This window comes from Methanofollis sp. (assembly GCF_028702905.1).
Lineage (GTDB): Archaea > Halobacteriota > Methanomicrobia > Methanomicrobiales > Methanofollaceae > Methanofollis.
Map to the genome: position 1 here is coordinate 1 of NZ_JAQVNX010000096.1, position 7,924 is coordinate 7,924.

Here is a 7,924-nt window from a genome sequence, read left to right on the forward strand (position 1 = left end):
ATGCTCCTTGGCATCTCCTCAGATGCTCTCCCGGTCATGACTGAGATGGCAAGGGCAGCGACTCGACAGCTCGGCGGCGACATGTCGTATTACTACACTTCGATCATGACGGGTACTGCCAGAGAGTCCAAACTCTGGCTCGATAACCTCGGCATCATCATCGACATCGACGATGCAAACAAAAAATACGCTGCGACTCTCGGCATCTCATCAGACGCCCTCACAACCGAACAGCAGAAGATTGCATTCATCAACGCCGTGCTCGACCACAGCGACGACCTCCTGAAAGATGTGGACTTTTCCCAGGACTCCCTCAACGAGACCCTCAAGAGTTCGGCGGCGGCATGGAGAGAGGTGCAGATGGAGATGTCCGAAGGCGCTCTTCCAGTCATCGCCACAGCGACCAAGGCGAATGAGGGGCTCGCATCAGCGCTCGAAAGTATGCCCGGCCCCATGAAAGCCGTCGTCGGCACAGGGGGGCTCCTCGCTACCGCCATCGCCGGCATCACCGGGCCGCTCCTGATCAATGCTGCTGCAGCGTCGATGGTGATCGCAAATTATGACGAGATGAAAAGAACATATCTCGTCCTGAAAGCCTCAGCCACCGCGTACGCCGCCTCGATCTACGCTCGTATCATCCCCGCGGAGGTGGCGCAGGCCTACGCCACCGGCGGTCTGACTGCTGCCCTCTACGCCGGCGCCGCGGCCGGGTGGGCATTCGTCTCGCCATGGCTCCCCTGGATTGCCCTCGCAGGGGCCGTCGTCGGGGCCGGATACCTGATCTGGGACCTCGTCTCCAGGGGCTGGGAGAACAGCGCCCTGAAAGGCACCATTGACTGGCTCAACCAGAACGTCCCCTGGCTCACCGGGTCCTTCGAATACCTTGCCGGAGTGCTCGGCACCGTCTGGGGGTGGATCACCGCCATCCCTGACGCCGTCGGCAGCGCCTGGCAGGGCCTCACCGATCATCCTCTCTGGAAGATCGCCGAGAGCGTCTTCAGGCTCACCCCCATCGGAATGAGCTTCACCGCCGCCGAGCTGGGAGCCAACGCCGCAAAAGACATGCTCGCCTCTACCGCAGTGACCACCGCAAACACCTCGACCACCGTGATCAACACCGAGTACAAAGTCAATGTCGGCGACATCCGCACCGAGAAACTCGACGAGGGCCAGGTAGAGCAGATCATCACCACCGCCACCAGGAAAGCCAGCAAACAGACCGAGCGCAACCTGACCCGCCAGATCAAGGGCGCCACGATCTGACCTCTCTTTTTATCGCCTATCCCCTGACCCATCACACATGCCGGATCAGATCCTCCTCGGTGGCCACCAGTTCACCGCGGTCAAAACCCTCGACCTCACGCGGGACGCCGCGGCGCCAAAACATCCCCTGGAAAGTGGCTCTGACGTCAGCGACCACGTCTCCCTCAATCCCGCCACCTTCGAAATCGAGTTTGAACTCATGCGCGACCCGGACGAGTACGCCACCCTCGAATCGCTGCATGTGGCCAGACAGCCCATTCGTCTCGTCACGCCGCACGGGGTCTTCGACAACGTCGTCCTCCTCAAGCTCAGCGACCAGTACGGGAAGGCCACCAACACCACGAAGGCAACCGTCTCACTGCAGCAGGTCCTGATCGTCGAAACCCAGACCGTCACGATATCGTCGGGCCTGACCGACGCAAAGACCCTCGCAGAGGAGCAGTTCCCCGGGGGATACACAGTGCGGACCCTCGCCCTGATCCCCATCGACAAGACGGACCTGACCACCCCGTCAGAGAACGAGGCATGGAAGGACACCATGAACCTTTGGGCGAAGAGCGACAACGGCACCCTCGGGTTCGGCGGCAAATTCTACGATGCCCTGGCGATGTGATATGGCAGAACTCTATAGACTCCCGATCGATCGCGATATCGGACTCTCCCAGCAGGTCAGATTCAAGGTCTCAGGCGAGGCGTACGTCGCATACCTCCGCCAGGTCCCGACCCTCATCGACGACCCCATCACCCAGGAGGAGATGTACCTCCCCTGGATCCGGTACATCTACACATTCAGAGACGCCTACTCGGACGAGGCGTACGTCACCATCAGGATCGTCCGCATCAGTGACGGGGCGACAGTCCTCCTCACCCGTATCTGTCGTCTCACCCCCGTCGTGGCCCGTGACCCCGACACCCACCAGGTCCTCATGACCCTCTTCGCCCTCTCCGCGACGGAGGTGTGGATAGGAACATGACGACGCAGCTCTGGAACCGATACACCTCCCTGCAGGTCGGCCAGGTCCTCATCCCTGCTAGGACCCTCGATATCGACTTCACCGTCGACAGCGCCGACAGCACCAGCGCGGCAGGCACCGCGGAGATCACGATCTACAACCTCAGCCAGGACACCCGGGCCCAGCTTGCCGCCGACCAGGCAGTCACCCTCGACGCAGGGTATGCCGGCAACCACGGCACCATCTTCCTCGGGTCCGTCGACAACGTCGAAGACGAGATCGACGGCCAGGACACAAAGACTATCATCCTCTGCACGAGCAGCGACTTCCCGACCTCTGCCGAGCCGAGGACCTACCCGGCCGGCACTCCCATCCGGCAGATCGTCTCCGACGCCTTCGCCGCCGCCGACGTCCCGACCGGATACATCGACGACCAGGAGGCAGTCACGCCATACGAGTACACCAGCGACCCGAGCATCGCCGCCACTCTGCAGTGGTGCGCCCAGCAGTGCAGCGGCAGCGACGACACCGCCGACGAGAAGAAGCCGTTCAGGTTCTTTGTCGAGGGCGGGGCAGGCTACTTCGTCCCTGCAGACTACTCCCGTCCCGTCACCGAGGCCATCGTCGCCTCGTCGGCGACCGGCCTCATCAGCACCAAGAAGGCCGACCCCGACGACGGCGCCTACGATCGCATCATCACCTGCCTCCTCACCTGGCAGGTCGCCGTCAACAGCGTGATCCGCCTCGCCTCCAGGATCCCCGGGGCATCAGGCGACTACCGGGCGATCTCGTATTCGCATGACAGCACCGACTACACCACCGAACTCAAGGTGAAAACAGCATGATCGCCCAGGCTCTCACCACCCTCATAGACGGCAAGATCGCCAGGCTCAACACCCTTGACCCGGCCATCGTCACCGGCGTCGACCTCGACGCCTGGACTGTCAACGTCCGCCTGAAGCACCGCAGACGGGGCCGGGAGATCACCCTCAGCGCCGTCCCGGTCGCCCCCCAGCGCTTCGGCGCCGGCGCCCTCTGGATTGCCCCTGCCGTCGGGGACATAGTCCTCGTCGCGTACTCTCACTACGACCTCAAAAAGCAGCTCAAGAACCTCGATATCGTCGACGTCAACGAGGAGATCGCCTTCCACCTCGCCCACGCCCTGGTGATCGCCGGCCTCGTCCCCAGAACCGCCGACGTCCCCGCGGTGCCGGCCGGCGGGATCCTCCTGCAGCATCAGTCCGGAGCAGGCATCGAGATCGACGCGGCCGGCAACATGATCCTCAAGGCGGCCCACATCTCACACAGGGGCATCCAATGAGTAACCTTGCCGTCGCCGGCGACACCATCGTCGAGTACGACATCAGCAGTGACGACAAAGGTGCCGGCCTGCTCACGATCGAGGGCACAGCGCAGACCCTCGTCGACGTCGAAGGGGCGCTCCTCCTCGTCCAGGGCCAGACCGTCCAGGGTACCCACACTATCGCCCTCGGCGCCACCCACTCCACCCTCGTCGACATCGATGGAGTTCCGGTCCTGAGGATCGGCGACACCGGCGACGACGCCGGCGGCCATCCCCTCTCTCTCATCCAAGGGCCGACCCAGACCCTCGTCTCAGAGGATCCCTGACCCTCCTTTTTTAGCCCCATCACAGACCCATCACGCATGTCGTTCGGCACAACCCTGAAACTCGACGAGGACGGGGACCTCGTCGTCTCCTCAATGCACCGGCTGGCCCTCGTCACCGGTACAGAGAAGGCGACCCAGGACCTGACCGTCATCCTCAGATCCCTGAAAGGATCGCTGCCCCTCAACACAGCCTTCGGCACCGACTACCTGGCCATGATCGACGCCGGCAGGAACGCCGAGGTTATCAGGCACGAGATCCGCGCCGCCCTCGAGACCTATCCTTACCTGCAGAGCGTCGACGATATCGCCGTCTCGCTCAAGGGACGGTCAGCTACCGCCATCATCCGTGCCACCCTCACTGACGGCACGGCCGTCTCCCTGGAGGCGGTAGTGTGACCGACTATGGCGTCACCGCCACCGGCTTCTCTCTCCAGGACCATGCCGCAATCCTCGAGGAGATGCAGGACCTCGCCCGGGAGTACATGGGCTCCGACATAGACCTCGGAGACCCATCCCCCCTGGGCCAGTTCCTCAAGGCCCTTTCCTACGAGTTTGCGAGGACCTGGCAACTCCTCGAAAGCGTCTATTATTCAGGCTACCTCGACACCGCCCAGGGTGCCAGCCTGGACGCTGTCGTGGCGATCCTCGGCATGGAGCGAAACCCGGCGACGACGGCCGGCGGCACCGTCACCTTCGCCAGGTCCTCCGCTGCCCCTGCAGGGGGACTCCTCATCCCGGCCGGCACCCAGGTCGCCACCGCGGACAGTTCCGTAACCTTCTCAACCTCGGCCGCCGTCACCCTCGTCGAAGGCGGGACTTCGATCGGCGCCGCGGTCCAGGCCGACGAACCCGGGGCCGGCGGCAACGTAGCGATCGCCACCATCACCGCGATCCTCACCCCCGTCGCCGGCATCGAGACCGTTACCAACGCCGCTGCAATGGCCGGCGGGGCCGACACAGAATCCGACGCCGCCCTCAGGGCCCGCACCAGGACCTACGCCCCGCAGGCCCGGGCAACGATCAGCGCCCTGGAGTCGGCCCTCCTGGACGTCGATGGGGTCACCGCTGCCGGCATCGTCGAGGACTTCGACACCAGCTCCATCACCTGCGTCGTCTCGGGCGGCGCCGACGAGGACCTCCTCGCCGTCATCGAGGCCACTCGGCCGGCAGGGATTCAGGTGTCTCTCAGCCGTCCGGACGAGGTCTCGATCACCGTCACCGCCACCGTGCGCAAGCTCGCCGGCTACACCGACGAGCAGGTTCAGACCGCCGTCTCATCCGCCATCAACTCCTACCTCTCAGGTCTCGCCCTAGGTGAGGACATCGAGTACAGCGACGTCGTCGGGGCCATCCTCAACGCTGAGGGAGTCGACGGCCTCAACGCCTGCAGCGCCACCGACGGCACGACCGCCGCCGATGCCTTCGGCGAGACGATCGCGATCGCTGCCGGCGCCAAACCCGCCGCCGGCCCGCACACCATCACGGTGGCAGCATGACGGCCTCCGACCGCATCCTGAGGCGCCTCTCCAGTGCCCTGGCAAAATACCCCGGCACCACCAACGCACAGATCGCAGCGATCGCAGCGCACCAGTTCGACGTGCTTGGCTGCACGTTCAGGGACATCCTCGACGCCCACCAAATCGGCCAGGCCGGCGGCGCCAGCCTGGACAGGATCGTCGCCCTGCTCGACCTCGTGCGCAACCCGAACGAGACCGACGAGCAGCTCAGAAACAGGTTCTACGTCGAGCTCAGCCGGCGGCAGGTTTCCGGCACGAGGGCCGACATCCTGGCTGCGATCGCGACCATCTCGGACTGGGAATACGGCACGGACTTCACCCTCCTCGAACCGCCCGACATTCCTGCCCCGTCCAGAGATCGCGGAGCGTTCTGCATTGACCTCCTCCTCGAGCGCGGCGACCTCGGTCTGGAGACGCAGTCGGCCCTTGGCACGATCCTGCAGGCATCCAAGCCCGCCGGGATCCTGCCGATCATTCGACACCACCGCACTCTACCGGCTGCTGCGATCGGCGCTGGCATGTTCCGAACCGCTGTGCTGGACCTCCTCCCATCCCCATACCAATACCCCAACATATCCCTCAATATGGGGGCAAGCGTGGGTACGGTACATCCAACGAAGGACAGTGTGCTTGGATTTGAGACTGTTTCGGGTTGGGATCTGACCGCTGTCAACCTGGGCAATTCGAGTGAAGGAAAAGAGTTCACAGCAGTATTGAGCGCAGGTACCGAATATAAAAAATCCGGTACATATGCAGCAAAAATAATGACACACTGTCACCAGGGGTGGGCAGGGGTACGTTATGGAAAGGGTTACGGGTACATCTCGAAAAATCTGGATATGTCGAGTTGGGGGTATCTCAAGGTCTCTTTCCTATCACATGGACTATACCCAGATTATCATTACTGGCCGACAGGGGGTATGACGATCTCAGTCCAGATAGATGACACCACCGTTGCGTCAAAGGTGATGGCCGGAGAGGCATATAATGCAGAGGGATCCCGGTATGATTACTATTACGAAAATACATGGTACGATTTTATTATCGACGTACGGGCATTTTCTGGGATTCACACTCTCAAACTTAGAGCAGATATACAATCGGACTACGACCGCGATACGGACAACGCCATCTTTTTCGACGATCTGATAGCAATCGTCCCTGCCTGACCTCCCTTTTTATCGTCCCCCACAGACAATGAGGCATGTCAGCAGGAAAAGCGATCTACTACACCGGCCTGGAAGAGCTGGCAAAACTCACAGGAGGCCTCGGCACTCCCTTCGGGTACATGGAGGTTGGCACCGGCACCACCACACCAACCTCCACTCAACCAATGGTCTCTCCGGTCAAGCGGCGGGCGTGCGGCGTTATCACAACCGACGGCTCCACCGTCCATTTCGAGTGCGCCTTCCAGCCCGGAGACTTCCCCGATGGCACTGACCTCTACGAGATCTCGATCCACAATGCCGCGTCCGGGGGGGCGATGCTCGGCCGGGAGGTCCTCGCCACCCCCATCAAGGTGTGGAATGCGATCGGCTGCACCATCGCCTGTGAGTATCCCATTACCGCAACCTAACCCGACTCTCCTTTTTATTGCCCCTGCCTGACCCTGCAGGCATGACAGAAAGCCAGATCAGCATCCCGGCTGGTCCGAACCGGGAGTACGTCAAGACCATCCGCGTGAACGTCGACGGCAAGGAGGTCAACATCCCTGTCGTCGCAGTCGAGGCCGCGGCGACGTCCTACGAAGTCAATCCCTCGACCGGCGCCATCGGGTTCGTCACGGTGTCGGCCGCCTCGCCCCGGGAAGAGGTCTTCCCCACTGCATGCCGGGAGACCGACATCTTCGTCAAGGACCAGGATGTCTATGTCGAGATCGACACTGGCAACGGTGACGGATATCAGGGCAAGTTTGTCCTGCCGGCATCGCTCGGCTTGGTCATCTATGCTGTGCCCGACCGAGTCAAGGCGATCCGGTTCACGAACGTCGACGCCGATGGCAGCCACAACGCTCTCTACCAGGTGAAGGGGTCGGTCTGATGGCGCAGCAGATCCAGATCGACATTCCCGCCGGCCGCGAGGTCCTGGACGCCGATTGCTACCGGATCGACGGGGGCAACTACGTCTTCCTCAACGGCGACACCGTAGTCCGCACGGTCCCGATCGCCGACATCGTCGAGGAGTACGACGAGAGCGGCGAGCAGACGAAAGGCATCATGAACATCTTTTCGAGGACCTGATCATGAGAAACATCGTGGTTGTCCCTAAGGCTGGCGCCGCCGGCTCGCTCTCCGGCCTGAACATGGACGCAGACAAGAACTGTGCCGGCAAGACATTCTCGAACCTGAACCTCGGCGACGACGCCACCCTGCAGGGTGCCCCGGTCGACCCGGCTTCCCAGCTTCCGTCCCTCCTCAACCGCATCTTGAGGATCCAGGACGGGGCGGCTTCGCCGAATGACCTGGAGATCCACCAGGTGTGGATCCCCTTCTTCCGCAGCGCCGGCTTCACGCAGACGAACCTGAACAACCTGCTCCTCGGCGGTTTCTACGTGGACAAGTT

13 protein-coding genes are annotated in these 7,924 nt (G+C 62.5%); all 13 read left to right on the forward strand.

Features of this window, described 5'->3' with window-relative positions:
• A partial coding sequence (locus PHP59_RS10150) for a hypothetical protein (protein ID WP_300166603.1) occupies nt 1-1,263 on the forward strand: 1,263 nt, incomplete at its 5' end.
• Nucleotides 1,264-1,300: 37 nt separating this feature from the next.
• Nucleotides 1,301-1,876, forward strand: coding sequence for a phage baseplate protein (locus tag PHP59_RS10155; protein WP_300166605.1), 576 nt, complete (start codon nt 1,301-1,303; stop codon nt 1,874-1,876).
• A gap of 1 nt (nt 1,877) precedes the next feature.
• Nucleotides 1,878-2,237: a hypothetical protein gene (locus PHP59_RS10160; protein WP_300166607.1), complete on the forward strand. Its 360-nt coding sequence runs from the start codon at nt 1,878-1,880 to the stop codon at nt 2,235-2,237.
• Nucleotides 2,234-3,061: a hypothetical protein gene (locus tag PHP59_RS10165; protein WP_300166609.1), complete on the forward strand. Its 828-nt coding sequence runs from the start codon at nt 2,234-2,236 to the stop codon at nt 3,059-3,061. Before PHP59_RS10160 ends, PHP59_RS10165 begins: the two co-directional genes overlap by 4 nt.
• A complete protein-coding gene (locus tag PHP59_RS10170; protein WP_300166610.1) occupies nt 3,058-3,537 on the forward strand; it encodes a hypothetical protein in 480 nt (159 codons plus the stop codon). Before PHP59_RS10165 ends, PHP59_RS10170 begins: the two co-directional genes overlap by 4 nt.
• The gene (locus PHP59_RS10175; RefSeq protein WP_300166612.1) at nt 3,534-3,845 is read left to right on the forward strand and encodes a hypothetical protein; all 312 of its coding nucleotides are present in this window, start codon (nt 3,534-3,536) and stop codon (nt 3,843-3,845) included. The genes PHP59_RS10170 and PHP59_RS10175 overlap by 4 nt, the downstream gene beginning before the upstream one ends.
• A gap of 36 nt (nt 3,846-3,881) precedes the next feature.
• Nucleotides 3,882-4,241: a hypothetical protein gene (locus PHP59_RS10180; RefSeq protein ID WP_300166614.1), complete on the forward strand. Its 360-nt coding sequence runs from the start codon at nt 3,882-3,884 to the stop codon at nt 4,239-4,241.
• On the forward strand, nt 4,238-5,341 hold the full coding sequence (locus PHP59_RS10185; protein ID WP_300166616.1) for a baseplate J/gp47 family protein: 1,104 nt from the start codon (nt 4,238-4,240) through the stop codon (nt 5,339-5,341). The genes PHP59_RS10180 and PHP59_RS10185 overlap by 4 nt, the downstream gene beginning before the upstream one ends.
• The gene (locus tag PHP59_RS10190; RefSeq protein WP_300166618.1) at nt 5,338-6,531 is read left to right on the forward strand and encodes a hypothetical protein; all 1,194 of its coding nucleotides are present in this window, start codon (nt 5,338-5,340) and stop codon (nt 6,529-6,531) included. The genes PHP59_RS10185 and PHP59_RS10190 overlap by 4 nt, the downstream gene beginning before the upstream one ends.
• Nucleotides 6,532-6,566: 35 nt before the next feature.
• Complete coding sequence (locus tag PHP59_RS10195) at nt 6,567-6,938, forward strand: hypothetical protein (RefSeq protein WP_300166620.1); 372 nt, start codon at nt 6,567-6,569, stop codon at nt 6,936-6,938.
• 41 nt (nt 6,939-6,979) lie between these two features.
• The gene (locus PHP59_RS10200) at nt 6,980-7,402 is read left to right on the forward strand and encodes a hypothetical protein (RefSeq protein ID WP_300166622.1); all 423 of its coding nucleotides are present in this window, start codon (nt 6,980-6,982) and stop codon (nt 7,400-7,402) included.
• Nucleotides 7,402-7,602 (forward strand): hypothetical protein, encoded by a 201-nt coding sequence (locus PHP59_RS10205; RefSeq protein WP_300166624.1) that lies wholly within the window; start codon nt 7,402-7,404, stop codon nt 7,600-7,602. The genes PHP59_RS10200 and PHP59_RS10205 overlap by 1 nt, the downstream gene beginning before the upstream one ends.
• 14 nt (nt 7,603-7,616) lie before the next feature.
• Nucleotides 7,617-7,924 (forward strand): hypothetical protein (locus PHP59_RS10210; RefSeq protein WP_300166626.1); only part of this gene is annotated, 308 nt, incomplete at its 3' end.